This is a genomic window from Priestia sp. KCTC 13724 (assembly GCF_056820425.1).
The window spans coordinates 1-24,978 of record NZ_JBXDLD010000034.1; the positions used below are offsets into that span (position 1 = coordinate 1).

Sequence of the window (24,978 nt, forward strand, 5' to 3'; positions counted from 1 at the left end):
GATGATGGCTACTTTTTTCTTTCAAGGCTGCGGAAAAACGCCGTCATACGGGAAGTTTACGACTTCAAATTGCCAAACGATACGACCGTTTTATCAGATCAAATGGTGTTGATTGGCACGACGCAAAATCGAGCAGAAAATTATTTCCGTCTACTAAAAGTCATGGATTCAAAAGGAAATGAGCTCCATTTAATCACGAATCGCTTTGATTTGAGTGCCGAAGAAATGTCTGAGATGTACAAATCGCGCTGGGCAATTGAGTTGTTTTTCAAATGGATTAAACAGCATCTCCGCATCAAAAAGTTTTACGGACAAAGTGAATGGGCGATTCACAACCAAGTGTTGATTGCACTTATCGTCTTTTGTCTGCATGTACTCGTGCAGCTCGAAACAAAAAGTAAGCGAAAACTCCTGCAAATTAGCCGTTATTTAAGGGCTGCTTTGTGGAAGCCAGCACATATCTGGCTTCGAAAAATGAAAGGGGAAGCTGTCCCTTAATGAGCAAATGATCGTTGTCTCTTTTGTCTAATTGTAAATAAAAACCAAATGGATGGAGCCACCTTTGTTTGGATATTCACTTTTTTGGCTCTTCATTAGGAAAGGTATAAAACTGAAAATTCAAATAAAATTTATGCAACACTAGTGATTTGAAATGATTATCTTAATTGCTATCTTTCCATTTGTAAGAAACCAAAAAGCAGCTACAAAAGCATATGTACTAGGTAGTACGGGCGGAATATTAATGCTATCGATTGTGATTGTAATTGCTTTGTTAGTATTTGGTGTGTTGTTACCGTTTCTTGTCGGAGGGTTTATCATTCTAAAAAAACAGCTGCACAAACAATGATGGAACTTCATTTGTGAATTTTTTGTAGCAAAATTGTGTTGTTTATTGAGAAGACACAAAGAAAAACGTACACTTGGTAATGGATAGAAACAAATACATAGAAAATTTAAATGAAGGTGAAAATTAATGAGAAAAATCATGATGTTTTTAATGGTAATGTTACTCGCTCTTCCAACGGTGAGCTTTGCCCATACGCATGTTCAAACAACCGTACCTGAAAACGGGGCTACGGTTACGTCTCAGCTAACTGAAATAAAACTTAGCTTTGAGACACATATTGAAAAAGTAAGTACACTGACCGTGACAAAAGATGGTCAAGAACTTTCAATTGATTCACAGGAAGTATCAGGTCATGATTTAATAGGTACATTTGAAGAGCCGCTTCCAAATGGAGAATATGAAGTGAAGTGGAACATTGTAGGAGAAGATGGTCACGTTATGGAAGATGCAATTTCATTTACCGTGAATGCAGATCAAGAAGAAGCAACATCTGAAAATAAAGATACACAAAAAGAGTCTGCTACAGAAGAATCTGAAAAAAGCAGCTCTCCAGATGAGCAAACAGAAGCTGAATCAACAAGCGAAAACTCATCTTTCTTCGTTATTATGATTGTAGCAGTGGTTATCGTAGCAACAGCACTCATCTTTGTGTTTAGAAAAAAGAAAGGCTGATTCAATGTCAGTAGTTTTACCGCTATTTGAATGGGTTACGTATATTGGTTTAGCGTTCTTACTCGGTACAGCAGTTTTACAGTATATCTCTGAAGAGAACAAGCCTGCTTTAAGTATATCGAGTAAGTGGCTAATTGGCAGTGCTTCTGCAGTAGGAATTTTTTCTATAGGCCCAGTTTTAGAAATTGTGCTTGCATTTTCAAAAATTAGAGGTTTCTCAGATACAATTCAGGCAGTACTATTTGGAAGTAAAACAGGTCATGCATGGTTGATTGTTGTACTTTCCTCGATGTTATTGATTCTTACGATTGTCGTAAAAAGTCATCCCCATATCTATACAATACTAACTATTGGTCTAGTGCTTGGGATCTCTTATGCTGGCCACGCCGCCTCGATTTCGCCGCTTAACGGCATGCTTTCGCATTTTCTTCACGTGCTGTTTGTCGGTCTTTGGAGCGGAGTTGTTTTAACCGTTTCCTTTTTTATACAAAAAGCTGTGAATTGGAAACCTTTTTTAACATGGTTTACTCCCTTTGCAGTAGGGTGTTTTATTCTACTTTCACTAAGCGGAGTAATTGCCATGCTTATTATAGTAGGACTCCCTAACTACATAAATTCATGGTCTACAAACTATGGACAAGGTTTGTTACTTAAACAAATAAGTATTATTTTATTAATCGTTTTTGCAGTAATCAATGGTATTTTGCTTCGTAAAGTGAAACGCTCACATACTTTTCGCCCAACTAGATGGCTAAGAGTTGAAGCGGTGACCTTACTAATTATTTTCTTTGTAACAGGCGTGATGGTTAATCAATCACCGCCTACAAATCTACAGTATGCAGAAGCAAATTCTCTGCTTCCATTTATTTATGGTCAGCCAATCACCTTACCAATTACGTTTCACTTTACAATCGTAGGTGCAATTTTCTCATTTTTGGCAATCTTCTTTCTTGCATATATCTTTGTTATTTTTTATAAAAAAATAAATGCCTGGTTTAGTTTGCTAAGTGGAGCATTGTTTGTATTTTCTTTATACATTGCTATGATTACAAGCATTTCTTTTTAATAAAAAAGGCTTTCAACGTTGTTTGAAAGTCTTTTTTCGTTGCCGTAATTTTTTACCTGATTTGCTATCATTAGCTGGTTCATCACCTGTTGTGGGCGATACGCTATTTTCTTTTGAGTTAGTGAAAGGAGAAATGTAGCATACGTCACCAAAATTAACAATTCCACCGGTGATTTTTCCAATGTAAACGGATTTAATCCAAACGGGCATAATCATCATCCTTTTTTTTGAGCACTCTTTATATATTATGACAAGCCATTTTATCATGTATAGACGAGTGTAAAGGGAAAGTAAATATTTCTATATTTGTTTTCATTTCGTGTACAATAGAAATGGAAAACGTAGAATTTAGAAAGATAGAAGGTAAATTATGAACAAATCTAAAGAAGCTAAAACAAACTTTTCATTTAAAAAGCTCTGGAGACTAACCAATCCATCAAAAGGAAAGCTTAGTGTTTCTTTGGTACTTGCATTAGCAAATACAGGGGCTTCTCTTGTTATTCCGTTACTAATTAAAGAGCTGATGGATACAATTAACAGCGGTTTATCAAAACAAATGATTGCAGTTTTAATTGGACTATTTATTATTCAAATGATTACCAGCGCTTTATCTCTATATCTTTTGGCGCAAGTGGGACAAGGCGTGGTTGAGAAGCTGCGCACAACGATTTGGGATAAGCTTGTTAAGCTGCCGGTATCATTTTACGACCGCAATCGCTCTGGCGAAATGGTGAGTAGAATCACAAATGACACAACCATTGTGATGAACTTACTATCAACAGAAATGATAGAGTTTGTCAAAAATATTTTATCAATCAGTATATCAATTGTTATTTTGTTTACGCTAGATATTCCAATGACGCTCATTTTATTAGCGGTTATTCCAGTAATGTTCTTATTGGTTATGCCACTTGCCAGAAAGATTCATAAGATCTCTCGTGAACAGCAGGATAAAATGTCAAAGCTCACGGCGTTTTTAGCTCAAATGCTTAGTGAGATACGCTTAATTAAAGTATCAAGTTCTGAAAGGAAAGAAATTGAAGAGGGGAAAAGCTCATTTCACTCACTTTTTTTATTTGGGATACGCCGTGCAAAGATTGAAGCGATTATAACGCCAATTATTAGTACCGTGATGACAAGCGTTATGATTGCAATTGTAGGATTTGGTGCATACCGCGTTAGTCAGGAGTTTATTAGCGCAGGAGAGCTAGTAGCATTTGTTCTTTATCTCTTTCAAATTATGGTACCTGTTGGTTCACTCACTCGCTTTATTACAAGCTTTCAACAAACGAAAGGTGCATCAGAGCGTATTTTTGCTATCTTGGATGAAGAAGAAGAGTCTTTTCATCATGGAGAACAAGTTAAGCGAATTGGTGATTTAACGTTTCAACGTGTTGCGTTTAAATACGAGGAAAAATTGGTGTTGAAAAATATTTCATTTTCTGCTCGAAAAGGAGAAGTAACGGCGTTAGTTGGTCCAAGCGGTGCAGGGAAATCAACCGTTTTTTCACTGCTTGAGCGCTTCTATGCCCCATCTTCTGGTCAAATCTTATTAGAGGGTAAAGATAGTCAGGTTATTAATCTAAGAGAGTGGCGTCAGTTGTTTAGCTATGTGCAGCAGGACTCGCCAATTTTAGCAGGAACGATTCGTGAAAATTTAACGTATGGGCTAGAGCGTACAATTTCAGACGCTGAAATAATTGAAGCAACAAAGCAGGCAAATGCTCATGAGTTCATTATTAATTTTGACGATGGATACGATACAATGCTTGGTGAAAGAGGAGTAAACTTATCTGGAGGTCAGCGTCAACGAATTGCAATTGCAAGAGCGCTGCTTCGCAATCCTCAATTTTTACTTCTTGATGAAGCGACAGCAAGTCTTGATTCGGAGTCTGAAAAGCTTGTGCAAGAGTCGCTTGAACGAGTTATGAAAGGGCGAACTTCCCTTGTCATTGCACACCGCTTATCAACGGTTATAAGTGCTAATCAAATCGTAGTAATTGAAGATGGAGAAGTGACGGGGAATGGAACACATGAAGAGCTTCTAAGCACGCACACCTTTTATCGCCGCTTGGTTCAACAGCAGTTCCGAACAGAATCTTGATAATGTAAAAAGAGCGTACTAGAGTGGTAGTGCGCTTTTTTTAGTGGAAAATCACTATCTTTGTCGAAGGTCTTGTGAGACATCCTAGAACTATGATAGAGTGAACGTTAAAACCATTTACTGAAAAAAAGGGGGCTAGATAATGAAAGTAGGAGATAACGTTTTTTATAACAGTAAATCATATAAGCTTATTCATGTATATCGTAATGGAACATTAGAGCTTTTGTCGACCCAACAACCGGACTTTGGAAAGACCATTATTGTTGATGCTGCTAAAGTTAAAAATAACTGAGAGTGAGAAGTAACATGATTGAATTATAAAACCCCCTTTACCTTCAGCAAGGTGAAAGTAAAGGGGGGTAATCAGTTAAGCTTTTAGCTTTTTCACAAGTTCATCGCCCATCAGTTCTGAAGAGAACGGATCACGGCTTGTAACGATTTGGTCGTTAGCCCAAACAGCATACTCTTGTATGTCCTGCTTCTTCTAGCTTTAATAAAGGAGCAAATAGTTCTTCTACCCACCATCCAGTCTTATACTCTTTTTCTTCATATCCGCTTGATAATACGGCTAATATACGTGCCATGAAAAAGAGGCTGGGACATAAGTAATTCAGCTAATGATAAACCTGAACGATTGAGAGTTTCTCACTTTTAATCGTTCAGGTTTTTTGTTGATTGTGAAAACGTAGCGCAATGGAACGAACGTGTTCAGACAAACCAAAAAGATTGGAACAGCTATTGTTCGTCTCTTAGAAGCAATCATTTTGTTATGTCCCAAACTCAAGGATTGATCTTCTAGATATGTAATAGAAGTATGAAGTTGTTTAGGTATCTGTTGTGTTATAAACAAGATAGGAATGTTCAAGCTCTGTTTGAGTTTATGAAGCACTTCGTAAAATGAATGACTGTACTTATATGCAAGGCTATTTACAACTAGCAGAGAAGACATAAAAACACCTTCTTCTTTAAAACAAATCGAAATCATTATTATTTATAATAATAGACAGCTTATGTTTTGTAAATCATGAAATTTTGCAAAAACTTCATGATTTTCTCACATTTACAGTTTATAGTAAATAATGAGGGGATTATATGGAAGGGAGCGGTCAAATTGAACGCAAAGAAAATTGTATGTCTAGTAAGTATATGTGGTTTTCTAATGGGGTGTGGGGTAGATCAAGAGCAAGAAGCGAGTGCTGAACCTAAAATGCTAGATGTGAAGCTGAATGGTCCATCTGAAGTATCTAAAGATGAAACCGTTATCTTTAAAGCGGTTGTTACATATGGTGATGAGAAAGTTGAAAACGCAGATGACGTACAATTTGAAATTGAGAAAGAAAATGCAGAGGGACAAGGGGAAATGATTGAAGCAAAACATCGCAAGGACGGCATATACGAAGTGGAAACGGATTTTCAAGAGCCTGGAATTTATACAGTTCAATCGCACGTAACGGCAAAAGACTCTCATAATATGCCTAAAATACGTGTGGAAGTAAAATGAAGAGACTGAGACATAAGTAGTTCAGTCTCTATTATACCTGAACGATTGAGAGTTCATAACTTTTAATCGTTCAGGTTTTTTTGGTTGATTGTGAAAACAATGGTGGAAACAGGGTGGAATGGAGCGTAGGACACTCGACTCCTGCGGGAAAGAGAGGGAAAACGGAGATCCCGCAGCGCAGCGAGGAAGCTCAGGTTCCTCCCCGCGGAAAGCGAGTGGCCGTAGCGCAATGGAACGAACGTGTTGAGACAAATCAAAGAGATGGGAACAGCTAGTGTTCGTCTTTTAGAAGCAATCATTTTGTTATGTCCCAAACTCTCTATTGGAAAGATTCGTAAGGAAACGTAATTGTAACGGTAGTTCCTTGACCAAGATTACTTTTAAAGTTTAAGGTTCCATCGTGATAATGAATAATTTCCTTAGATATCGCTAATCCAAGGCCCGTACCACCTTTGTCGCGAGTCCGAGCTTTATCCGCTCTGAAAAAACGTTCTCCTAAGCGACTTAAATCTGCTTTTGATATGCCGATTCCCGTATCAGTTACGTTGATGTCAACTTTGTTTTCATCATGGGAAAGTGAGATGTCAATGTGTCCTTCCGCATTCGTGTAACGAATTGCATTATGAATCAGATTATAGAATACCTGTTTTAAACGGAGCTCATTTGCATTCATGATAATATCTTCATCTAAGTTGGCTGAAACTGTTAACCGCTTTTTAGCAATGCTAATGGCTAAAACGTCAAGCGTTTCATTAATAAGCTGTGCCAAAACAAGAGGCGACTTTGTCATGGTGAGCGTTTCGGATTGAAGCTGAGATAAGTCTAAAAGATCATGAACAAGTGCATTCATTCTTGTCGTTTCTCGTTGTATTACGTGCAAATAATCGTTTCGTTCTTGTTGGCTCATAGTTGAATCTTGTAAAAGTTCACTGTAGCCCTTTATATAGCTAAGCGGTGTGCGTAGTTCATGAGCGACGTTTGCAAGAAACTCACGCTTTTGTTCATCACTTTTTTTTAAGGAAGATGCCATGGAGTTAAACGCTTCAGCAAGGTGACCAACTTCGTCATTGCTGGTAGAAGGTATACGTATAGAAAAGTTTCCTTTTGCAATTTCATTTGAAAAAGTTTTCATTCGCTGTAATGGATTCACAATTGCTTTTGTAATCCGATTACCAATTAAATATAGAAAAATAAACGTAATAACTGCGACAATCGCTAAGATGTTTGCTGCTTTTGTAAAAACTTCATTCAATGAAGCTAAAGGGACATATAGGTAAACGATACCTGCTAGCTCATTTGTTTTTTGATCAATTAGCGGTACAATAGCACCAATAAGATTGCGTTCAAATTTTTCTTCGTAGCCTTTTTTAACAATGTATTCGCCTTTTAAGAGTTTTTTTCGTTCTGCTTTTGAAATAATAGGCTTATCTTCTTTAGAAAATGGAGAGTATCCACTCAGCTCTTCGGGATTATTAAAAATTAAAATTTCCGCTTCTGAGACTGTATTATGCCAGTTCACGTTTCCAATTAAAAAATCGGAAATTTTACCTGTGTGATAGTGAGCAGCAATTTGTTGGCCTTCTGCTACAAGTGAGCTTTCTGTTTTGTCTACATAGAGTGATTCGTAAAGAAACTGAATAAATAAAAATGAAAATACGATAGAAAAACATAGAAGGCCGCTTATTAATAAGCGGAGCTTGGTTGTTAGAGAAAGTGAAAGCTTTTTCATACTTCTGCTTTATAACCGATTCCCCATACGGTTTGAATCAAGTCACCTTCCGCTTTTAACTTTAAGCGCAGCGTTTTGATATGAGTATCAACGGTACGCTCACTTCCTAGGTAATCTAGTCCCCAAATTTGACGTAGCAGCTGTTCACGTGTGAAGGCTCGTCCAATGTGGTTGCATAAATAGACGAGTAGTTCATACTCCTTTAACGTCAGCGGTATCGCTTCATCATTTACATATACAGTTCGACCAAGCTTGTTGATTTTAACGTTTCCAAATCGCTGATAGACTTCAACTGAACGTGGAAGTGCAGTTGTACGGCGGAGGACAGCCTCAATACGTGCTATTAGTTCTCCGCTGCTAAACGGCTTAACAATGTAGTCGTCCCCTCCAATCTTTAATCCATGTATACGATCAAATTCATCTCCGCGTGCAGTCAAAAAGATGATTGGAATAGATGGGTGGACGCTTCTTATTCGTTCAGCTAATGTAAACCCATCCATGATTGGCATCATCACGTCGATGAGAATAAGGGAAGGAAGCATATGAGCTAATTCATCTAATGCTTCTTCTCCATTTGAAGCTTCGATGCACATATAGCCTTCTCGCTGAAGAGATAGCTTGATTAAATGTCGCATTTGTTGTTCATCATCGACAATTAATATAGTTGGCTTTTGCATTTTCATCATGCCCTTTCTCAGTATAAAGTTCTTCTTTTAGTATATCGGAAATATGTGAGAAATCAGTGAACTTTTGCAATCGTTTGCTTTATTGTAGCTTGTGAAGAGATTGTAATATAACGAAACAATTCTCTCTCAAAAACAAACCATGCCGTTTCTAAATAGTATAAGTTGTGAGAATACGTCCGTTCGATGGAGCTAGTTTTTTTAAATTGTGTTCCGAAGCAGCAAAAAAATATCCGAACTACCAAAAGTATTTAACTTTCTATAGTTCGGACCTAGCATTAACTGAAATATCTATGTCTCACCCTTATTAGTTAGCAGGGCTGTTTGTCAAATGTAATCGTTGCAACAGCATCGTGTAAGTGAATAGACTCTTCATTACGACATGATACAGTAAAGGCTTCTACAAATGGATACTCGTATAAGTCAGCAGCTACTAAGCGGACCATATCTTCAACAAATCGTGGATTTTCATATGCTTGTTCAGTGACCATTTTTTCATCTGGACGTTTAAGAATCGGGTGGATTTTAGCACTTGCGTTTGATTCGATGGCCTCTAATAAAGCATGTTTCCAGTCAATAGCATCATTGATTGAATCAGCTAACCGAACATCTACCGATACGTAGCCACGCTGGTTATGAGCGCTATATTCACTGATTTCTTTTGAACAAGGACAGAGTGTTTTTACAACAGCTGTTAATCCAACTTCAAACGTCACACCAGCTTCTTTTGTGTAAGAAACTTTCAAACGAGCTTCAGAATGGTTAAGACCTGATAATCCTGAAGAAGGTGCTACTTGGTCATAAAACCATGGAAATGAAATCTCTACTTTAGCATCAGGGATACGTAGGCGATCAGAGAGTTCCGTTACAAATGAAGTAAGGGAAGCAAACGTTAAATTCAACTCACTGCGCTTGCGATACTCTTCTAAAAGTTCCGTAAAGCGACTCATGTTTGTGCCTTTTGAATCCTTCGGAATAGAAGAAGTGAGAGTGAAAGTAGCGATTGTAGGCGTAGCTCCACCTGGGGCATATATGTTTACAGGTATTTTAACGTTGGAAACACCAACCGCTTGAATATCAAATAAAAAATCTTTCTTTTTATTTTGTAAATCAGCCATTTCTTCTTTTTTAGTGGGCTTTGTTTTTGGGCCAGGATCTACTGAACCGAATAGTTTATGGCGTTCTTGCTTTGAAGGTAAGTTTATTGTTGTCATCGTTGTCATGGCTCTTTCTCCTTTCACCTAAGAGAAGGTGGTCGCTAAAAATATGAATCTGGAAAAATTTTAACCTACTTTGTTCTTTTCTTGCAATGATTAATTTAGGAAAATGGAGTGCTCTGTGCCAAACAGGCATAAAGTTGCTCTATTTCTCATAAGGTGAACATAACATGAAAGTAGGACAAAGTATAGAAGGGTTATCTAAAGAAATTGATAATTAGATTCTTGTCATACATGTAGGTAGGACAAGAATTGAGGAGATTAGTAGATGAATACTTTTCTAAAAGGAACATTTATCTTAGCAGGAGCTGCTTTTGCAGGGGAGCTCATTGAATTTTTAGTGAATATGGTATTAGCACGAGAGCTTGGCAAAGAGGGAATGGGGATGTATATGACGGTTCTCCCTATTATTTTTCTCGTTGCCACAGTAGCAAATTTAGAGCTGCCGATTTCTATTTCAAAGTTTATTGCAGAACATAATCGACATGAGCATCGCAATATGATGAAGCATGCCACCACGTTTGCAACGGTATTAAGCCTCGTTATTTTTTTCGTCACGTTTGGTGTTGTTTCTTTTTTTCCTTTCTTTACACATTACCATCCCTACTTAAAGTGGGCCGTATTAATCTTTATTCCAATTGTCTCTTTCTCGGCCGTATTGAGGGGATATTTTACCGGAAAAAACAGTATGTCAACCATTGCGGTTTCAAACTTTATCCGAAAAGCCTTTCAATTAACAATCTTATTTGTTATTTTTCAAATGTTTCAGTTTACAGATGTGAAAACTTCTCTGTTCATTGCTATCTGTACCCTAATTGGAACAGAAGCTGTTATCTTACTTTATTTTTTTATCACGTATGTGACTCAATTGAACGTCATTACAAGAGGGCATAGAGCACAATTAACCCCTCAAGATGTTCGAAAGAAGCTACTGAGCGTTTCGTTGCCAACAACTGGTTTGCGCTTGTTTAATGCGATTTGTAATGCTATCCAGCCATTTTTGATTAAGCATGCTCTTATTTTGTCAGGGATGACGCTTAGCGGTGCAACGCAGCACTTTGGGATGCTCACAGGAGTAGCGATGAGCATTGGGTTTTTTCCAGCATTTTTTGCTCATTCTCTTTTAATAGCTCTTATTCCTGCGGTATCTGAAGCACACGCAAAGGATCAAGAAAAGCAATTGCAAAAGCTTCTTCTTCAAAGTATGCAGCTTACGTTTATTTACGGTATTCCATCTGTTTTGGCTATGTATATTTTTGCGGAGCCATTAACGAGCTTATTCTTTCATTCCACAGAAGCTGTTTTTTATCTGCAGGCACTGTGGCCATATTTTCTGTTTCATTTCTTTGCCATTCCGCTTCAAGCCTACTTAATTGGGTTAGGGTACGTGAAAGATGCGCTATTTCATACGATTTGGTCTCACGTTGTTTCCTTTTCACTTATGTTTGTACTCGGTTCGCAGCCAACGATTGGTATGACAGGAGTTATTATCGGTATGAATGCTGGTATCGTTGTATTGACGCTTTTACACTACGTCACAATCTGTCGAGTCATTAACGTTTCGTTTTTTTCGCTTAAAAAACATAAAACAATTTTATAAAAAATGAGGGTGGGACATAACAAAACAAATTTTCAAAAAAGACGAACAATCCCTTTTCTCACCTCTTTACGTTGTCAGAACACGTTCGTTCCATTGCGCTACGGCCACTCGCTTTCCGCGGGGAGGAACGTGAGCTTCCTCGCTGGGCTGCGGGATCTCAGTTTTCCTTCTGTTTCCCGCAGGAGTCGAGTATCCTACGATCCATTCCACCCTGTTTCCAACATTGTTTGCACAATCAACAAAAAACCTGAACGATTGAAAGTGAGGAGCTCTCAACCGTTCAGGTTTAACATTGGCTGAATTACTGATGTCCCAGCCTCTTTTAGATTTACCAACTATCCATAATAGATTTAAATAATTTAGCAGGGTCTTCGCCACCACCGCTTGTTAATTTCTTTCTTTTCTCATCAGTTTTCTGTTTTTCAAACCCTGTATGAATAGAGATGACAGCTTCGTCCGTATAGCCAACAAACCAAGCGTCTCCATAATCTTGGGTTGTACCAGTTTTACCAGCGGCATCCTTAGAAGAACGAGCGTTAGCTCCTGTACCATAGCTTTTTTCAATAACATCTTCAAGCATGGACGTCATTGTATCCGCGTTTTGTGGACTCATGACTTCTTCTGTTTCAATCTCTGGTTCTTGTTCTTCGCCACCGCGCATTTGAATCTTTTTAATCGCATAAGGCTTCGTCATTTTCCCTTCGTTTGCAAAGACTGAGTAGCCTTGCGCTAATTGAAGAGGAGAGAAAGTCGTTGTGGTTCCTCCTAAAGCTAGCGATAAGTTTCGATCTTTATCAGTTAAAGGAAGTCCAGCTTTTTCCATAAAGCCGAACGAATCTCTAAAGCCAATGTCGTTTAAAAGCGATACGGCTGTTGTATTGACTGAACGAGCAATGGCTTCTCGCATCGGTATTTCTCCAAGATAGCGACCGCTTGCGTTTTGAGGCTTATAGCCATTAAAGTCTACCGGCTCATCCACAAGAGTAGTTGTTGGGCTGTAGTCGCCAGTTTCAAGCGCAGGCCCATAAACAGCAAGTGGCTTAATAGCTGATCCAGGCTGGTAACCGATTGTAGCTCGGTTTAGTCCGTTTGTTTGATAATTTCGCCCACCGTAAATAGCTGATATACCGCCTGTTTTTGGATTGATAGCAGCGATTCCAACTTCTACTTTGTGTGATGCCGTATCGTCTGCAAACACGTGATTAGTTACGGAGCGATTAATGGATTCCTGTAGAAGTGGGTCGAAATCAGTATAAATTTCGTAGCCGCCTTTGTATAAATCTTCTGCCGTAACACCATACGTTTTCTCAGCTTCACGAACAACATAGTCTACGAAAGCTTGATGACTATTTCGTTGCTTAAACGTTACGTCAGGCTTGACAATCCGTTCATTGATAGCTTGATTATACTCATCTTGCGTAATGACTTCTTGATCTAACATAAGCTGGAGAACGACGTTTCGACGCTTGGTTGCTTCTTCTGTGCTACTAGCAGGTGAGTATGTGCTTGGCGCTTTTGGAAGTCCAGCTAGCAGTGCCGCTTCACCAACGCTTAATTGGGATACGTCTTTGTTAAAGTAAAGCTGAGATGCGGCTCCAATACCATATACGCCGCTACCAAAATATATTTGATTCATATATAGTTCTAAAATTTGATCTTTTGAAAACTGCTTTTCAAGTCCGATTGATAAAAACATTTCGTCAAACTTGCGCTTAAACGTTTTATCGTTAGATAGATATAAGTTTCGTGCAAGTTGTTGGGTGATAGTACTTGCACCCTCAGCTTTGCTCATCGTGATGACATTTTTAAACACAGCACGCGCAATTCCCTGCATGTCAATTCCAAAATGGTCATAAAAGCGACGGTCTTCTGTTGCAACAAATGCCATTTTGACATGATCAGGCACTTCGTCAATGGACACATTTTGTCTTGGAACCGTCTTATATAATTCATCAAGTGGTCGATTATTTTTGTCGTAAATGACAGTGCTTTGTACAGCCTGCAGCTTGCTGTATGATAAGCTAGCTGTTTGTTCAAATTGCTTTAACACATAAGTGACACCAAGAAGGATCACTAGAATAACGGTTAAAACAGCGAGAATAAATTTTCTCATGGTTTCTCACTCCACACTAATTAATAATTCCGTGTTCAATAAGATAGAGCTTTAACTTCTATCCTTATGGTAAGTTAGCACATAGAGTGTAAGCATGAAGAGAAAGGGTTTTTGATAACCTTAATCATGGCATGTCCTTTATGTAGCTTATTGACAACGGTGGTTGTTTGTTTCACTAGAGATGGTTTAACTAGTTACTCTTTTTAATTGTTAAGGTTGGTTTACACTTGTACGCATACTTATTGAAGAGGTTGCCTATACTTATCGGCATAATCTTATTCAATAGTACAGTCTTCTACAACAAAAGAAGTTAAATTTTTCTTGTTTACAACAAACTTAAACAAGACGGATACATCTTGCATTTAGTGTACCCATAAATTTTGGTTTGTCAAATAAAACAATATCTAATACGCTAGGTATTGCTTCTTCATGCGTTATTTTAAATAGTAAAAGTAATCGTTCAACACTAGGTCATTTACTACTATCGGTACAATATAGAAAATATTAACAGGAGAAAGGGGGGTTATTACAAAAAGCTGTGAAATGTTGAGCAACAGTAAAATTAAAAGATAAGAGAAAACCTTGTAATGAATAATTAGTCATGCGATGTATGGACTATTCAATGCGTAATTGATAAGAATTTGCCGTTTTAAGTGCTTGTTAGTATGTTCAATTTATTTAAGGCTATGCATTGAGCAACACCTTTACATTTATAAGAAGAGTTCGTATAATAATAAATATCTTTAATTCGAGATATTTATATGCAGAGGAGTGAAGAGAGAGATGAAACATATCTTTAAACAAGGAATAAATAGTAAAAAGCCAGTTTTGCTAATGCTTCACGGAACGGGTGGAACAGAAGAGGATTTGTTGCCAATTGCAGAAATGATTGACCCTGAAGCGTCTGTGTTATCGGTTAGAGGGAGCGTATTAGAACAAGGGATGCCGAGATTTTTTAAGCGTTTAAGAGAGGGTGTTTTTGATATAGAAGATTTAGCAGTTCGAACAAAAGAGCTAAATAATTTCTTAGACGAAGCAGCTGAAGAATATGCCTTTGATAGGAAGAATATTATAGCAATCGGTTATTCAAACGGTGCTAATATTGCGGGGAGCTTACTGTTTCACTATGAACAGTCATTAAAAGGTGCAGTGCTTTTCCACCCGATGGTACCAAGAAGAGATATTAAAGTACCTAATGCACAAGGTATTCCGATTTTTATTGGTGCAGGAGTAAACGACCCAATTTGTCCAGCGGACGAAACGAAAGAATTAACAACACTTCTTCAAGGTGCAGGAGCTACTGTCGACGTTCACTGGGAGTCTTTTGGTCATCAGCTTACGCGAACAGAAGTAGAAGCGGCAAAAGCATGGTATAGACGCATTCATGAAAGTAAATAAAAAGAAGCTGAGACGTAACTATTTCAGTTAATGATAAATCCGAACTAGTAAGAGTTAGCTCTTTTATGGTTCGGATTTTTTGTTGATTCGTCTTTAAGAAGAGCTCATTTAGTTATATCCCATCCTTTTTTTGAGTTGCACAGTACTATCAAGCTTGTTAGGATGAAAATGTTTAAAAAATGAAACAAAAGACTTAGAAAAACGTTATAATGAAAGAATATTAAGGATGAGGTAATTTGGAATGATTGTAATAAAATGGTTTTTGGTTGTTTCATTAGTAATTGGATTTTGTTGGCTTTTGTATGCAGTATTCCCAACCTATTTATACCGGTGGTTTCATCCAAACGTATATATAAATGTAAAGAGAGCTCAATCATTTGCTTTAACATTTGATGATGGGCCTCACAGAGAATATACGGTTCAGATTTTAAATTTGCTAAAAGAACATGAAATGAAAGCAACTTTTTTTGTAGTAGGGTCAATTGCAGAAGAACAACCCGATCTACTTAAACGAATGGTCATGGAAGGGCATGAAATTGGTATCCATCATTATAATCATGTAAGTGCCTGGTTTTTAACACCAGGTCGATTAAAGAAAGAAATTCAAATGTGTAAAGATGTTATTATAGAAGCAGCTGGAGTAGAGCCCATATTTTATCGTCCGCCATGGGGGCACTTGAATTTATTTAGCATTTGGTGTGCAAGACCTTGCCGTACAATTATTTGGTCTAATATATTTGGAGATTGGTCGCTTAAGAAAACAAAAAGAGCATTAGAAGCTGAGATGAAGAGTAAATTAAAACGTGGCGCAGTCTATGTGTTGCATGATAATGGAGAAACAAAAGGAGCAGATGAAAAAGCACCAGAGCATACAATTGGTGCTTTGAGAGAATTCATTCCATATGCCAAGCAGCACAAGATGAATAGTAAGACGCTCTCTGAATTACAAAAGGAAGGAACAAGCACGTGGAATTAACAATGGTGTCGCATTATATTAATGCATTTGGTTATACCACAATATTTTTAATTTTATTTTGCGGGATTGTTGGTATTCCAGCTCCTGAAGAGTCATTCTTAATTATTCTTGGAATGTTTATTGCAAAAGGCCAGCTGTTGTTGTATTCATCAACAATCTATGCCTGCCTAGGTGTTATCGCTGGTATGCTGGTAGCTTATGCGCTGGGTAGATATGCAGGAGTCCCATTCTTTAGTAAGTATGGAAAGTATGTTGGACTAACTGAACCAAAATTAAAAGCTGCTCGTGAGAAGTTTCATAAGCATGGAAAGTGGACAATTTTATTTGGCTTATTTATTCCTGGTCTTCGGCAAATTAGCCCGTACCTTGCAGGAATTAGTCATTATCCTTTTTTATTATATGTTTGTTTTTCCGTAATAGGCGGAATTGTATGGGTACTATCTTTTTTATTACTAGGCTATTTTGTTGGAGATCAAGTTCATATTTCAATTATTGTCGGGGGAGCCATTTTATTTTTTGTTGTTTACGTTATACTACAGCTGCGAAAAAAGCGAAGCACCCGCTTTAAAGGGAGTGATCATTCATGAAAAAGATTTTATTTTTGCCCTTGTTTAAGATGGCATCTGGACATCATCAGGTAGCGGATGCTGTAATGGAAATAATCGTGGCAAATTATAAGCAAATTTCTGTGAAAAAGATTGATTGCCTAAGTTACTGGAGCAAACCTCTTGAACAGTTAATTTCATCTTTATATATGAAATGGATTTCTATGTTTCCAAAGCAGTTTGAGAAATTTTATCACGAACACGTCTATAAAGTGGAGAATCATACATGTGATGATTTTGTTGTTAAGAGCTGGCCGATTATTGAATACAATATGAAGCGGTTAGTTGAGTCTGAGAAGCCAGACGTTATTGTTTGCACTCACAGCTTTCCTTCGCGTGTCATTAGCGGATTGAAAGAAAAAGGAATCATTGATACACCCCTTGTTAATATCTATACTGACTTTTTAGTAAGCGATGTGTGGGGGAAAAATGGTGTAGATATTCATTGTGTACCTGATAAGGAAACAAAAAACTTTTTACAAAGTATTCACGATGTGCCTGCTCGTAACATTTATGTGACTGGAATTCCAGTTCATGCTGCTTTTACGAATAAACGAATAGACTCAAAATCTGAAAAGATGATTCTAATAGCTGGAGGGAATGCGGGGCTTGGTAATGTAAAACAAATGCTTAGCTCTGTTCCCTACGATAGTATTTATCAATATGTGGTACTATGCGGAAACAACAAAAAGCTATTTCAAGAGCTCGTAAAGTTAAATCATCCAAGCATTACACCCCTTCCGTATATTGCTTGCAGAAAAAGAATGAATTGCTTATATGAACAAGCTAGTGCAGTTGTGACAAAAGCGGGTGGTGTTACCATTAGTGAAGCTTTACGTAAACGCCTACCGATTTTTATTCATTCTTCACTTCCAGGACAAGAACAAGTTAATATTCAAACGTTAAAAAGAAAGGGTTTATTGATGCCTCTTAACAAAGCACAGCTGCTTGAAGATCAGTTGGTGGAAGTGCTTGAAAATGATGTGCAGCGCAACCGGCTACTACGAAGAATGGATGAATACATTGAAAGCATTGAGTACTCGGTTTCTGACGTATTGGCGAACCAGTTTCATCTATATGAATACGAAACAACAAAGAGTCGGTTATAAAGCAGAAAAATATTGAAAAAAGAAAATGTTCGTTATACTAAGAAGCGAATGAATTAAAATGAAAAAGGAGTTCTGAAAAATGAACGAAGTTATTGAAACAATTTTAAGTCATCGCTCTGTTAGAAAATACCAGGATAAACCTTTAACGAATGAGCAAATTCATAAGATCGTAGAAAGTGCTCAAGCAGCGTCCACATCAAGCTATATACAGGCATATTCAATTATTGGAGTTAAAAATCAACAAACCAAGAATCGCTTAGCTGAATTAGCGGGTAATCAACCGTATGTTGCTCAAAATGGTCACTTGCTTATTTTTTGTGCAGACCTGCATAGGCATGATGTTATTGCTCAAATAGAAGGTAAAGATTTATCTGAGTCCCTTGAAAGTGCCGAAAAATTCATGGTTGCTTTAATAGACGCAGCTTTAGCAGCTCAAAATGCTTCGGTTGCTGCGGAGTCAATGGGCCTTGGAATTTGTTATATTGGCGGCCTTCGAAATCAACTTCAAGACGTTCAAGAATTATTAAAGCTACCTGGTCGCGTACTGCCTCTATTCGGTTTAACGATTGGATATCCGGCTGCTGATACGGATAAAAAGCCTCGTTTACCTCAAGCTAATGTGTATCATGAAGAAGTATACGAGCAAGATCAAAATAAGTTTATTGAAGAATTAAAAGCCTATGATGAACAAATTTCTTCTTATTATAATGAGCGTACGAATGGAAAAAGAAACGATACGTGGACTGGTCAAATGGCTCATATGCTATCGAACCCAACGCGTATGTATATGAAAGAGTACGTAGAGAAGCAAGGCTTTAATAAAAAATAAATAACCAGTTATATGCAATTGATGAAATGCACCCTAGTTGTTAGAGATTTCTAGCAATTAGGGTGCATTTTTTATGAATAAAAAGGAATAGGAGGGTTTTGTTTGTAAAAAACAACAAATAAATAGAAATTGTTGAAGCATATGGACAAATTATCAGAAATATTACAGTTTCATGTTAAAAAAGCGTTATTTTTGTAATGGAAGTTGAATGTTCCTGTAATGGCTGTGCAATCTCTAGGTGATATCATTCAATCATTGAGTAAATAAGGAGGTATTCGTAAATGAAGAAATTTATATTTACTCTAGGAACAACAGCAATCCTTTCAGCAGGATTTGCAGGTGGAGCATCTGCAAGTGGAAACGACACGTATCAAGTCCAAAAAGGTGATACGTTATGGAGTATCGCTCAAAACCACGATGTGAGCGTTGACGAATTAAAAGATGCAAATAACTTAATATCAACGATTATTCATCCAGAACAAAATTTAAATGTATCAATCATAAAAGAAATTACACATAAAGTTGAGCGCGGCGATACATTATGGTCAATCAGCCAAAAGTATGGCGTAACAGTAGAGCAAATTAAAGCTTGGAACGGATTAGGAAATGATCTTATCATTCCAGGTCAGGTCTTTGCTATTGAAACAAGTGGAGGTTCACAAGCTGTAGCACAACCAGCTCCAGCACCAAAAGCTGAACCAGTGCAAGAAGCTGCGCCGGCGCCTAAAGAAGAACCAGCCGAACAACCGGCACCAGAAGCTGAACAAAAACAAGAGCCAGCTCAGGAAGCTGCTGCACCAGCCCCGCAACCTGAGCCAGCTAAAGAAGAACAACCTGCTGAACAATCACAACAGAGCGGTAAGCAGTTAACAGTTGAAGCAACTGCGTATACAGCTAGCTGTGAAGGATGTAGCGGTGTAACTGCTACGGGAGTAGATTTGAAAGCAAATCCAAACCAAAAAGTAATTGCTGTAGATCCTAGCGCAATCCCATTAGGTTCAAAAGTATATGTTGAAGGCTATGGAGAAGCAATCGCTGCTGATACTGGCGGAGCGATTAAAGGTAATAAAATCGACGTATTTGTTCCTGCGCAAGCTGATGCAGAGCAATGGGGTCGTAAAACAGTTAACATTACAGTATTAGATTAATAGTGTATAAGAAAAAAGAGATGTCTGATTTCAGGCATCTCTTTTTTATGATTACATACAGAAAACGAATAATCTACAAAAAAACATCTTTAATATTAGCGCTTTCTGGGAAAGGTTTCAAAAAACACCTTGATTTTGTCAGAAAATTTATTATAATTAGAAATATCATCATATGTGAGGAAAAATAACATGATGATGTGAAGGGAGGTTTATACATAAAAAGCTTCTCATGGCGGTGAGAAGCTTGAATTGGGCATAACAAATTGGGGTATGTATGCCTAATTCTAATTATAACACAAATAATTAGAATGTGATAAGGAGTGGCACAATTGAAACCAATCAGTTGGAAAACAGTTTTATCAGCTATAGCAGTCTCAACGCTTGTTCTTGCAGGTTGCGGGAAAACAACTAGTACAGAAGGGCAAAAAGCGATGATAGATACATCTGGGGACACTGTGAAAGTGGGGGTTTTACATTCACTAAGTGGAACCATGTCTATTAGTGAAGTTTCATTGCGCGATGCAGAATTGATGGCCATTGATGAAATAAATGCATCAGGAGGAGTGCTTGGTAAAAAAATTGAGCCTGTAATTGAAGATGGAGCTTCTGATTGGCCTACGTTTGCTGAAAAGGCAAAAAAACTTTTGCAAAAAGATCAAGTAGCAACAATCTTTGGAGGATGGACGTCAGCGAGTCGTAAAGCGATGCTGCCTGTAGTTGAACAAAATAACGGCTTGTTATGGTACCCAGTCCAATATGAAGGAATGGAGTCATCACCTAACATATTCTATACGGGCGCCACAACTAACCAGCAAATTGTACCTGCTGTCACATGGTTGCTTGAAAATAAAGGAAAAAAAGTTTTTCTAATAGGTTCAGACTATGTGTTTCCACGAACAGCTAACAAAGTCATTAAATCTCAGTTGAAAGCAGAAGGAGGCGCGTTAGCTGGGGAAGAATATACACCTCTTGGGCACACAGATTATAGCACGCTAATTAGTAAAATTAAAGACGCGAAGCCTGATGTAATATTCAATACATTAAACGGTGACAGTAATGTTGCTTTCTTTAAACAATTAAAAGATGTTGGTATTACTTCTGCTGATATTCCGGTACTATCTGTAAGCGTAGCAGAAGAAGAGATAAGAGGAATTGGTGCCTCTGTATTAGAGGGGCATTATGCATCTTGGAATTACTATCAAACAACAGACACTCCCGAAAATGAAGAATTTGTAGCAAACTATAAAAAGAAATACGGAGATGACCGCGTAACTGGTGACCCAATAGAAGCTGCCTATACAGCAGTATATTTATGGGCCAAAGCGGTGGAGAAAGCAGGAAGCTTTGAGATTGATAAAGTGAAGAAAGCAGCTGATGGAATTGAATTTAATGCGCCGAGTGGAGTAGTGAAAATAGAAGGAGCTAATCAGCATATCTGGAAAACAGCTCGAATCGGTCAAGTGCAAGCTGACGGTCAGTTTAAAGAAGTATGGAAATCCGGTGAATCGATTAAGCCTGATCCATACCTTGAAAGCTATGAATGGGGAGCTTCACTCAGCAATAAAAAATAGTGATTACTAAGCTTTCAAAAGATAAGATGTGCTAAGTATACATCTTATCTTTTGAAGATAGAAAGGAGTCATTTTATTGTCCGTTTTTATTATACAGCTCTTTAATGGATTAAGTTTAGGGTCAATCATGCTTCTTATTGCGTTAGGACTTGCGATTACGTTTGGACTAATGAATGTAATTAATATGGCGCATGGCGAATTAATTATGGTGGGTGCCTACACTACTTATGTGGTACAACAAATTGTTTCTTCATATTTACCTCAGCAAATGCTTGCTTATTATTTTATTCTAGCAATTCCTTTAGCATTTTTAATCAGCGCAGTATTAGGAATAATCATTGAAAAGACCGTCATTCGTTTTTTGTATGATCGTCCGTTAGATAGTTTGCTAGCCACGTGGGGAGTGAGTTTAATTTTACAACAAGCGGCTCGTTCTATATTTGGAGCGCCGAATGTAGCAGTTAAGACACCCGATTGGCTAGACGGTGGATTTAGTATTCTTGGGGCAACTCTTCCGTATAAAAGGCTTTTTATTTTAGCATTAGCTGTTTTTAGCATAGTTGGCCTTTCTTATTTCCTTTATAAAACAGCAGTTGGTCGAAAAATGAAAGCCGTTATGCTTAATCGAGAAATGGCTTCTTGCTTAGGGGTTTCAACCAAGAAGGTAGATAGCTATGCCTTTGCGTTAGGTTCAGGTTTTGCGGGCCTTGCAGGTTGCGCACTCACAGTTATTGGACCAATTGGACCTTCAATTGGTACCAACTATATTATTGATGCGTTTATGATTGTAATATTAGGTGGGATTGGCAAGCTGACAGGAACAGTGATTGGCGCCTTAGGAATTGGGATTTTAAGTACAACGATTGAATATACAACGAGCGCCACCATTGCAAAAGTAATTGTGTTTGCACTAATTATTGCATTTTTACAATGGAAGCCGTCTGGGCTTGTAAGTATGCGAACACGCTCATTGGATTAAAGGAGGATTATCCATGAAATTTAATCGCACATATGCTATATATATCGTTGTACTTATTGGCTTTCTAGTAGCACCACTTTTCCTGCAAGAGTTTCGTTTGGGTTTATTAGCGAAGTTTTTATGCTATGCCATTGTGGCAATAGGAATTTCTTTAATATGGGGCTATACAGGTATTTTAAGCTTAGGGCATGGCGTGTTTTTTGGACTAGGAGCTTATTGCATGGGCATGTATCTAAAGCTAGAAGGTTCGACTACTGGTCTTCCAGATTTTATGGAGTGGAGTGGCGTTACGACTCTTCCTGCTTTTTGGAAGCCGTTTACGAACCCCGTATTTGCAATTGGTGCAGGGATCATAGTACCAATGCTGTTAGCAACAGTTCTTGGTTACTTTACGTTTAAAAATCGCATCCGTGGGGTTTATTTTTCGTTAATTTCTCAAGCAGTTGTTGTCGTTGTAGTCACTTTATTTATTGGAAAACAAGATTTAACAGGAGGAACAAATGGTCTTACCAGCTTTTATACATTTTTGGGGATGTCATTAGCGGATTCTTTTGTTCAACAAATTCTTTACTTTGTCACAGTAGGTGTATTGGCAATTGTTTTTGCACTTTCCATCTGGCTAACTAAAAGTAGAGCTGGGAAAGTATTAATGGCTATACGAGATGGTGAAAACCGCGTTCGTTTTCTAGGTTTTAATCCAACTTCTTATAAAGTGTTTGTATATTCTTTATCAGCTGCTTTTGCTGGTGTAGCAGGTATGTTGTTTGTTCTTCAGGTAGGGATTATTTCACCTGCAATGATGGGCATAACGCCATCTATCGAAATGGTTTTATGGGTAGCGATTGGAGGGCGACATTCTCTTCTTGGTGCTGTGTTTGGTGCTATCTTTACAAATGGTGCGAAAAGTTTATTTAGCGAGACATACCCAGATATTTGGCTAATCCTTTTAGGTTTATTGTTTATTGTAGTCGTGTTGTTCTTACCGAATGGTATGGCTGGACTTGTTCAATCAATACAGAACAAATTTAAAAAGCTTAAATCTAGAAAGGAGAAATCTCATGAGCCAGATACTATGGTGCGATAATGTTATGGTTGATTTTGATGGATTCAAAGCCTTGCAGGGTGTGGACTTAATGATTGAACCGAATGAAGTGAGGTTTTTAATTGGTCCTAACGGGGCTGGGAAGACAACAATTTTAGATGTCATCTGTGGGAAAACAAAAGCAACATCTGGAAGAGTTTTGTTTGAAGAGGTGGTTAACCTTGGAAGCCTTCAAGAACATAAAATTGTTCAAAAGGGAATTGCAAGAAAGTTTCAAAACCCTTCTATCTTCTCACAGTTAAGTGTGTTTGAAAATTTGGAACTATCAATCAGGCAAAAAAGAAATCTCACCTCTGTTTTATTTGCCAGAATGACTGGAGAGACAAAAAATCATATTGAAAAAGTACTTGAGCAAATTGGTTTGCAAGACTTCGTATACAAGCAAGCTGGAGAGTTATCACATGGGCAAAAGCAATGGCTAGAGATTGGAATGCAGCTTATGCAAAACCCAAGCTTGTTACTTCTAGATGAGCCCATTGCTGGAATGACTGGGAAAGAACGAGAAAAAACCGGTGAATTAATGCATGAGATCTCCGCGTCATGTTCTGTACTTGTAGTGGAGCACGATATGGATTTTGTCAGAAAGTATTCTAAGCAAGTTACGGTCATGCATGAAGGGAAAATACTTTGCGAAGGTAATATGACAGATGTTCAAGAAAATGAGCACGTTCAAGAAGTATACCTTGGGAGGAGGAAGCAAACATGCTAAATGTAGCAAATCTACAAGCGGGGTATGATGAAACCACGATCTTACGTGACGTTTCAATTAAAGTTGAAAAAGGAAAAATTATTGCAGTTCTTGGGCGTAATGGAGTTGGAAAAACAACGTTAATGAAAACACTAATGGGTTTACTGAAGCCGAGTGCAGGAGATGTTGTTTGGAGAAATCACTCCGTAAAAGGTCTTAGACCAGAGCAGCGAGCAAAAAAAGGGATAGGTTATGTTCCTCAAGGAAGGGATATCTTTTCAACATTAACAGTAGAGGAAAATTTATTGTTAGGTCTTGAAGCGCTTCAAAAAAAACCAAAAAAAGACGTTATTCCATCACATGTGTTTGAGCTGTTTCCAGTTCTTCATGAAATGTTACAGAGGAAAGGAGGTGATTTAAGCGGTGGTCAACAGCAGCAGCTTGCGATTGCCCGTGCTTTAGTAGGAAATCCTGAACTTTTGTTGCTGGATGAACCAATGGAAGGAATACAACCCTCTATTGTTCAGCTTATTGAAAGGGTCATTATTAAAATTGCTAGAGAACAAGGTGTTGGCATCGTTTTAGTAGAGCATAACGTAGATTTAGCACTAGCTTGTTCGGACTTTTTTTACATTTTAGATCATGGTCGAATTGTTGCACAAGGAGATTCAAAAAATGTGAACTTAGAAGCTATTCAAAAGCATTTAGTAGTATAGAAAGGGAGGTTTAAATGAAACTCACACAACGAGAGCAAGAAAAACTTATGGTGGTTGTCGCTGCAGACCTTGCGAGGCGTAGGCAAAAGCGGGGGCTAAAACTGAACTATCCAGAAACAGTTGCCGTTATTACATATGAAATAACAGAAGGCGCCAGAGATGGTCGAACTGTTGCCGAATTAATGCAGCTCGGAACACAAATCTTGTCACGAGATGATGTAATGGAAGGTATTCCTGAAATGATTCATGATATTCAAGTAGAAGCAACGTTTCCAGATGGAACAAAACTTGTGACGGTACATGATCCAATTCGATAGGGGGGAGA

28 protein-coding genes are annotated in these 24,978 nt (G+C 37.9%); 21 read left to right on the forward strand and 7 right to left on the reverse strand.

The genetic code is table 11. The features are described 5' to 3' along the window. The 4 genes from AC1UFB_RS05265 to AC1UFB_RS05280 form a co-directional block, all read left to right on the forward strand. On the forward strand, positions 1-498 hold a 498-nt coding region (locus AC1UFB_RS05265; RefSeq protein ID WP_482588696.1), incomplete at its 5' end, for a transposase. 154 nt (positions 499-652) lie between these two features. After that, complete coding sequence (locus AC1UFB_RS05270) at positions 653-847, forward strand: hypothetical protein (RefSeq protein ID WP_078989594.1); 195 nt, start codon at positions 653-655, stop codon at positions 845-847. A 126-nt stretch (positions 848-973) separates the two neighbouring features. Next, a complete protein-coding gene (locus AC1UFB_RS05275; RefSeq protein ID WP_100347956.1) occupies positions 974-1,519 on the forward strand; it encodes a copper resistance CopC family protein in 546 nt (181 codons plus the stop codon). A 4-nt stretch (positions 1,520-1,523) separates the two neighbouring features. After that, positions 1,524-2,585 carry a copper resistance D family protein gene (locus tag AC1UFB_RS05280; protein WP_025911244.1) on the forward strand — a complete coding sequence of 354 codons (1,062 nt, stop codon included), beginning with the start codon at positions 1,524-1,526 and terminating at the stop codon, positions 2,583-2,585. A 12-nt stretch (positions 2,586-2,597) separates the two neighbouring features. On the opposite strand, the gene AC1UFB_RS05285 is transcribed toward AC1UFB_RS05280, so the two are convergent. Beyond that, on the reverse strand, positions 2,598-2,795 hold the full coding sequence (locus AC1UFB_RS05285; RefSeq protein WP_025911246.1) for a spore germination protein: 198 nt from the start codon (positions 2,793-2,795) through the stop codon (positions 2,598-2,600). A gap of 160 nt (positions 2,796-2,955) precedes the next feature. Between AC1UFB_RS05285 and AC1UFB_RS05290 the strand changes: the two genes are divergently transcribed. Together AC1UFB_RS05290 and AC1UFB_RS05295 are read left to right on the forward strand one after the other, a co-directional pair. Beyond that, positions 2,956-4,689 carry an ABC transporter ATP-binding protein gene (locus AC1UFB_RS05290; RefSeq protein ID WP_482588698.1) on the forward strand — a complete coding sequence of 578 codons (1,734 nt, stop codon included), beginning with the start codon at positions 2,956-2,958 and terminating at the stop codon, positions 4,687-4,689. Between the two features lie 142 nt (positions 4,690-4,831). Continuing rightward, the gene (locus tag AC1UFB_RS05295; protein ID WP_153301153.1) at positions 4,832-4,981 is read left to right on the forward strand and encodes a hypothetical protein; all 150 of its coding nucleotides are present in this window, start codon (positions 4,832-4,834) and stop codon (positions 4,979-4,981) included. 154 nt (positions 4,982-5,135) lie between these two features. Here AC1UFB_RS05295 and AC1UFB_RS05300 read toward each other — a convergent pair whose 3' ends face one another. Further along, positions 5,136-5,273 carry a hypothetical protein gene (locus AC1UFB_RS05300; protein WP_326046458.1) on the reverse strand — a complete coding sequence of 46 codons (138 nt, stop codon included), beginning with the start codon at positions 5,271-5,273 and terminating at the stop codon, positions 5,136-5,138. A gap of 527 nt (positions 5,274-5,800) precedes the next feature. On the opposite strand from AC1UFB_RS05300, the gene AC1UFB_RS05305 reads away from it, so the two are divergent. After that, positions 5,801-6,190: a FixH family protein gene (locus AC1UFB_RS05305; RefSeq protein ID WP_035320781.1), complete on the forward strand. Its 390-nt coding sequence runs from the start codon at positions 5,801-5,803 to the stop codon at positions 6,188-6,190. A 113-nt stretch (positions 6,191-6,303) separates the two neighbouring features. After that, positions 6,304-6,465, forward strand: coding sequence for a hypothetical protein (locus AC1UFB_RS05310; protein WP_156413431.1), 162 nt, complete (start codon positions 6,304-6,306; stop codon positions 6,463-6,465). Between the two features lie 44 nt (positions 6,466-6,509). On the opposite strand, the gene AC1UFB_RS05315 is transcribed toward AC1UFB_RS05310, so the two are convergent. From AC1UFB_RS05315 to folE2, 3 genes are all read right to left on the reverse strand, one after another. Continuing rightward, entirely contained in the window at positions 6,510-7,919 is a 1,410-nt protein-coding gene (locus AC1UFB_RS05315) for a sensor histidine kinase (protein ID WP_061786635.1), read from the reverse strand. Beyond that, positions 7,916-8,596: a response regulator transcription factor gene (locus tag AC1UFB_RS05320; RefSeq protein WP_174521204.1), complete on the reverse strand. Its 681-nt coding sequence runs from the start codon at positions 8,594-8,596 to the stop codon at positions 7,916-7,918. The genes AC1UFB_RS05315 and AC1UFB_RS05320 overlap by 4 nt, the downstream gene beginning before the upstream one ends. 317 nt (positions 8,597-8,913) lie before the next feature. Further along, positions 8,914-9,825: a GTP cyclohydrolase FolE2 gene (gene folE2 / locus AC1UFB_RS05325; protein WP_225001749.1), complete on the reverse strand. Its 912-nt coding sequence runs from the start codon at positions 9,823-9,825 to the stop codon at positions 8,914-8,916. 262 nt (positions 9,826-10,087) lie between these two features. Between folE2 and AC1UFB_RS05330 the strand changes: the two genes are divergently transcribed. Further along, positions 10,088-11,419, forward strand: a complete 1,332-nt coding sequence (locus tag AC1UFB_RS05330; protein WP_100347953.1) for a polysaccharide biosynthesis protein — start codon at positions 10,088-10,090, stop codon at positions 11,417-11,419. A 66-nt stretch (positions 11,420-11,485) separates the two neighbouring features. On the opposite strand, the gene AC1UFB_RS05335 is transcribed toward AC1UFB_RS05330, so the two are convergent. Further along, positions 11,486-11,629, reverse strand: coding sequence for a hypothetical protein (locus AC1UFB_RS05335; RefSeq protein WP_326046498.1), 144 nt, complete (start codon positions 11,627-11,629; stop codon positions 11,486-11,488). A gap of 118 nt (positions 11,630-11,747) precedes the next feature. Beyond that, entirely contained in the window at positions 11,748-13,532 is a 1,785-nt protein-coding gene (locus AC1UFB_RS05340; RefSeq protein ID WP_061785844.1) for a transglycosylase domain-containing protein, read from the reverse strand. 783 nt (positions 13,533-14,315) lie between these two features. On the opposite strand from AC1UFB_RS05340, the gene AC1UFB_RS05345 reads away from it, so the two are divergent. From AC1UFB_RS05345 to AC1UFB_RS05400, 12 genes are all read left to right on the forward strand, one after another. Next, on the forward strand, positions 14,316-14,930 hold the full coding sequence (locus tag AC1UFB_RS05345) for an alpha/beta hydrolase (RefSeq protein ID WP_025910046.1): 615 nt from the start codon (positions 14,316-14,318) through the stop codon (positions 14,928-14,930). A 241-nt stretch (positions 14,931-15,171) separates the two neighbouring features. After that, a complete protein-coding gene (locus tag AC1UFB_RS05350; RefSeq protein WP_100347952.1) occupies positions 15,172-15,906 on the forward strand; it encodes a polysaccharide deacetylase family protein in 735 nt (244 codons plus the stop codon). Beyond that, on the forward strand, positions 15,897-16,493 hold the full coding sequence (locus AC1UFB_RS05355; RefSeq protein ID WP_100347951.1) for a DedA family protein: 597 nt from the start codon (positions 15,897-15,899) through the stop codon (positions 16,491-16,493). The genes AC1UFB_RS05350 and AC1UFB_RS05355 overlap by 10 nt, the downstream gene beginning before the upstream one ends. Continuing rightward, positions 16,490-17,620 carry an MGDG synthase family glycosyltransferase gene (locus AC1UFB_RS05360; RefSeq protein WP_076512396.1) on the forward strand — a complete coding sequence of 377 codons (1,131 nt, stop codon included), beginning with the start codon at positions 16,490-16,492 and terminating at the stop codon, positions 17,618-17,620. The genes AC1UFB_RS05355 and AC1UFB_RS05360 overlap by 4 nt, the downstream gene beginning before the upstream one ends. Before the next feature lie 79 nt (positions 17,621-17,699). Further along, positions 17,700-18,449: an oxygen-insensitive NADPH nitroreductase gene (gene nfsA, locus AC1UFB_RS05365; RefSeq protein ID WP_025910051.1), complete on the forward strand. Its 750-nt coding sequence runs from the start codon at positions 17,700-17,702 to the stop codon at positions 18,447-18,449. Between the two features lie 281 nt (positions 18,450-18,730). Next, a complete protein-coding gene (locus tag AC1UFB_RS05370; protein WP_482588699.1) occupies positions 18,731-19,597 on the forward strand; it encodes a 3D domain-containing protein in 867 nt (288 codons plus the stop codon). Positions 19,598-19,926: 329 nt separating this feature from the next. Next, a complete protein-coding gene (gene urtA / locus AC1UFB_RS05375; RefSeq protein ID WP_025910053.1) occupies positions 19,927-21,168 on the forward strand; it encodes an urea ABC transporter substrate-binding protein in 1,242 nt (413 codons plus the stop codon). A 76-nt stretch (positions 21,169-21,244) separates the two neighbouring features. After that, positions 21,245-22,147, forward strand: coding sequence for an urea ABC transporter permease subunit UrtB (gene urtB, locus AC1UFB_RS05380; RefSeq protein WP_482588701.1), 903 nt, complete (start codon positions 21,245-21,247; stop codon positions 22,145-22,147). Positions 22,148-22,160: 13 nt separating this feature from the next. Further along, positions 22,161-23,231 carry an urea ABC transporter permease subunit UrtC gene (gene urtC, locus AC1UFB_RS05385; RefSeq protein ID WP_061785839.1) on the forward strand — a complete coding sequence of 357 codons (1,071 nt, stop codon included), beginning with the start codon at positions 22,161-22,163 and terminating at the stop codon, positions 23,229-23,231. Next, positions 23,206-23,958, forward strand: coding sequence for an urea ABC transporter ATP-binding protein UrtD (gene urtD, locus AC1UFB_RS05390; protein ID WP_025910057.1), 753 nt, complete (start codon positions 23,206-23,208; stop codon positions 23,956-23,958). The genes urtC and urtD overlap by 26 nt, the downstream gene beginning before the upstream one ends. Further along, a complete protein-coding gene (gene urtE, locus AC1UFB_RS05395) occupies positions 23,952-24,653 on the forward strand; it encodes an urea ABC transporter ATP-binding subunit UrtE (protein ID WP_025910058.1) in 702 nt (233 codons plus the stop codon). The genes urtD and urtE overlap by 7 nt, the downstream gene beginning before the upstream one ends. Positions 24,654-24,667: 14 nt before the next feature. After that, positions 24,668-24,970 carry an urease subunit gamma gene (locus AC1UFB_RS05400; RefSeq protein WP_482588702.1) on the forward strand — a complete coding sequence of 101 codons (303 nt, stop codon included), beginning with the start codon at positions 24,668-24,670 and terminating at the stop codon, positions 24,968-24,970. Positions 24,971-24,978: the final 8 nt, after the last annotated feature.

Bases quoted from the DNA above. Each gene is read 5' to 3' on its own strand.
- AC1UFB_RS05270 (WP_078989594.1), top strand. From the start codon at position 653: ATGATTATCTTAATTGCTATCTTTCCATTTGTAAGAAACCAAAAAGCA.
- AC1UFB_RS05275 (WP_100347956.1), top strand. From the start codon at position 974: ATGAGAAAAATCATGATGTTTTTAATGGTAATGTTACTCGCTCTTCCA.
- AC1UFB_RS05280 (WP_025911244.1), top strand. From the start codon at position 1,524: ATGTCAGTAGTTTTACCGCTATTTGAATGGGTTACGTATATTGGTTTA.
- AC1UFB_RS05285 (WP_025911246.1), bottom strand. From the start codon at position 2,795: ATGCCCGTTTGGATTAAATCCGTTTACATTGGAAAAATCACCGGTGGA.
- AC1UFB_RS05290 (WP_482588698.1), top strand. From the start codon at position 2,956: ATGAACAAATCTAAAGAAGCTAAAACAAACTTTTCATTTAAAAAGCTC.
- AC1UFB_RS05295 (WP_153301153.1), top strand. From the start codon at position 4,832: ATGAAAGTAGGAGATAACGTTTTTTATAACAGTAAATCATATAAGCTT.
- AC1UFB_RS05300 (WP_326046458.1), bottom strand. From the start codon at position 5,273: ATGGCACGTATATTAGCCGTATTATCAAGCGGATATGAAGAAAAAGAG.
- AC1UFB_RS05315 (WP_061786635.1), bottom strand. From the start codon at position 7,919: ATGAAAAAGCTTTCACTTTCTCTAACAACCAAGCTCCGCTTATTAATA.
- AC1UFB_RS05320 (WP_174521204.1), bottom strand. From the start codon at position 8,596: ATGCAAAAGCCAACTATATTAATTGTCGATGATGAACAACAAATGCGA.
- folE2 (WP_225001749.1), bottom strand. From the start codon at position 9,825: ATGACAACGATGACAACAATAAACTTACCTTCAAAGCAAGAACGCCAT.
- AC1UFB_RS05330 (WP_100347953.1), top strand. From the start codon at position 10,088: ATGAATACTTTTCTAAAAGGAACATTTATCTTAGCAGGAGCTGCTTTT.
- AC1UFB_RS05340 (WP_061785844.1), bottom strand. From the start codon at position 13,532: ATGAGAAAATTTATTCTCGCTGTTTTAACCGTTATTCTAGTGATCCTT.
- AC1UFB_RS05345 (WP_025910046.1), top strand. From the start codon at position 14,316: ATGAAACATATCTTTAAACAAGGAATAAATAGTAAAAAGCCAGTTTTG.
- AC1UFB_RS05350 (WP_100347952.1), top strand. From the start codon at position 15,172: ATGATTGTAATAAAATGGTTTTTGGTTGTTTCATTAGTAATTGGATTT.
- AC1UFB_RS05360 (WP_076512396.1), top strand. From the start codon at position 16,490: ATGAAAAAGATTTTATTTTTGCCCTTGTTTAAGATGGCATCTGGACAT.
- nfsA (WP_025910051.1), top strand. From the start codon at position 17,700: ATGAACGAAGTTATTGAAACAATTTTAAGTCATCGCTCTGTTAGAAAA.
- AC1UFB_RS05370 (WP_482588699.1), top strand. From the start codon at position 18,731: ATGAAGAAATTTATATTTACTCTAGGAACAACAGCAATCCTTTCAGCA.
- urtC (WP_061785839.1), top strand. From the start codon at position 22,161: ATGAAATTTAATCGCACATATGCTATATATATCGTTGTACTTATTGGC.
- urtD (WP_025910057.1), top strand. From the start codon at position 23,206: ATGAGCCAGATACTATGGTGCGATAATGTTATGGTTGATTTTGATGGA.
- urtE (WP_025910058.1), top strand. From the start codon at position 23,952: ATGCTAAATGTAGCAAATCTACAAGCGGGGTATGATGAAACCACGATC.
- AC1UFB_RS05400 (WP_482588702.1), top strand. From the start codon at position 24,668: ATGAAACTCACACAACGAGAGCAAGAAAAACTTATGGTGGTTGTCGCT.